The organism is Pandoraea sp. NPDC090278 (genome assembly GCF_044772185.1).
Taxonomy (GTDB): Bacteria; Pseudomonadota; Gammaproteobacteria; order Burkholderiales; family Burkholderiaceae; genus Pandoraea.
The window spans coordinates 1-2,085 of the sequence record NZ_JBIVYJ010000039.1 but is presented as its reverse complement, the minus strand read 5'-3'; the positions used below and the strand labels follow the sequence as shown (position 1 = coordinate 2,085).

The following is a 2,085-nucleotide window of genomic DNA, read 5'->3' as shown; positions in this document are numbered from 1 at the left end:
AGCTACGCGCGAGTGAGCGCATTCGTACGGCACTGGCACGAGGCGCAATCTCAGGCACCGCGCACCAAAGCTTATGTGCCGTTGGCATTCGATCCCGGAGAGGCCTTCCAGTTTGACTGGAGCTGCGAGTATGCCTTCGTGGGAGGCTTGCGCCGGCGGCTCGAGGTCGCCCACGTCAAACTCAACGCCAGTCGCGCTTTCTGGTTAGTCGCTTATCCCACGCAGAGCCACGAGATGCTGTTCGACGCACACGCGCGAGCTTTTGCGGCATTTGGCGGCGTGCCTCGTCGAGGCATCTACGACAACATGAAGACGGCGCTCGACAAGGTCGGCCGAGGCAAAGAGCGAGCGATCAACGCGCGCTTCGAAGCGATGTGTGGCCACGACCTCTTTGAGCCCGAATTCTGCAATCGTGCTGCCGGTTGGGAGAAAGGGATCGTCGAGAAGAACGCGCAAGATCGGCGGCGACAGATTTGGCACGAAGCTGCCGAGCGTCGATGGGAAACTTTGGCGACGCTCAACGAGTGGGTGGCTGACCAATGCCTATGCGCGTGGCAAGGCAAACACCCGCAGTGGCCTGAGCTCACCATCGCAGATGCGTTGCAAGATGAGCGCACGAAGTTGATGCCCAACCCCAAGCCCTTTGATGGATATGTTGAGCAGACGCTACGCGCCTGCTCAACGAGTCTGGTTCACTTTCAACGCAATCGCTACAGTGTGCCGTCGAGTCTGAGCAATCAGGTCGTTAGCGTGCGCAGTTACCCGACATATCTGAGCATCGTTTACGAGGGACAGGAAGTCGCTCGACATGAGCGTAGCTTTGATCGATACCTCACCTTTTACGATTGGCGCCACTACATCGACCTGGTGGAGCGCAAACCCGGTGCACTGCGCAACGGAGCCCCGTTTGCGACGATGCCGGTGCCGCTACAGCGCCTACAGCACTACTTGCTCAAGCATCCTGGTGGCGACCGGGTCATGACTCAAGTGCTGGCGGCAGTGCGTGACCATGGTTTAGACGCCGTACTGACTGCCGTAAAAATGTCCCTGGAGTCCGGTCGGCCAAGTGCAGAGCATGTCCTCAATGTACTGAGTCGACTCAAAACGCCGGTCGGGCCGCTACTGCCCACCCCGACCAATTTGAAACTGACCGAAGAGCCCTCAGCGGATGTCGATCGCTATGAGCGACTGCGGCCCAATGCTCCGGAGAATCGCCATGTCTAATGACATCACTGCTCAGCTCAAAGGTTTGAAGTTGCACGGCATGGCAAGCAATTGGCCAGAGTTACTCGCGCAATCCAGGCACACGGAGTTTGATCCGCAGCGTTTCATGAAGCAACTACTGATGGCCGAGACGGCCGAGCGGCAGGTCCGATCCATTGCCTATCAAATGACTGCAGCTCGTTTCCCGGCACATCGAGATCTCACCGGATTCGATTTCGGCCAAGCGCACGTGGACGAAGTGCTGGTGCGAGAACTACATGACCTTGCGTTTCTCTCCAGCGCACACAACGTCGTTTTTATCGGCGGACCCGGTACCGGGAAGACGCATCTGGCCACTGCCATAGGCATCGAAGCGGTGCAGCGCCAGGGCAAGAGAGTTAGGTACTTCTCGACAGTGGAACTGACGAACGCACTGGAGCAAGAGAAGGCTATGGGGAAGCAAGGCCAAATAGCGCACAAGCTGATGTACGTGGATATGGTGATCCTCGACGAGCTGGGCTACTTGCCATTCAGCCAGACGGGCGGCGCGCTGCTATTTCACCTGCTCTCGAAACTGTACGAGCACACCAGCGTGGCAATAACGACGAACCTGAGCTTTAGCGAATGGGCCAGCGTATTCGGGGACGCAAAGATGACAACTGCGCTGCTCGACCGGGTGACGCATCACTGCCACATCGTAGAAACGGGCAATGAGTCCTGGCGTTTCAAGACCAGTTCGGCAAAGTCTCGGGTATCGCGGAAAAAGGCCCCCAAGGGCACGGAAACCGACGACTTATCCACACAGAAGTAGATGTACTACGCTGTTTTGGGTGGGTTAAATTTCGATGAAAACCCCGGGTCAACATTTGGTGAAAATCAACA

At 57.3% G+C, this 2,085-nt stretch carries 2 protein-coding genes; both read left to right on the top strand.

The window, feature by feature from the left end; all coding sequences use genetic code 11:
* Nucleotides 1-1,224, top strand: a 1,224-nt coding sequence (istA, locus tag ACIQWO_RS27460) for an IS21 family transposase (protein WP_402830863.1), incomplete at its 5' end; no start/stop codon positions are given.
* Complete coding sequence (gene istB / locus ACIQWO_RS27455) at nt 1,217-2,014, top strand: IS21-like element helper ATPase IstB (protein ID WP_402830862.1); 798 nt, start codon at nt 1,217-1,219, stop codon at nt 2,012-2,014. The genes istA and istB, both read left to right, overlap by 8 nt.
* Nucleotides 2,015-2,085 lie beyond the last annotated feature (71 nt).

What these genes read in the sequence shown, in the direction of transcription:
- istB (WP_402830862.1), top strand. Translation starts at nt 1,217, where the DNA reads ATGTCTAATGACATCACTGCTCAGCTCAAAGGTTTGAAGTTGCACGGC.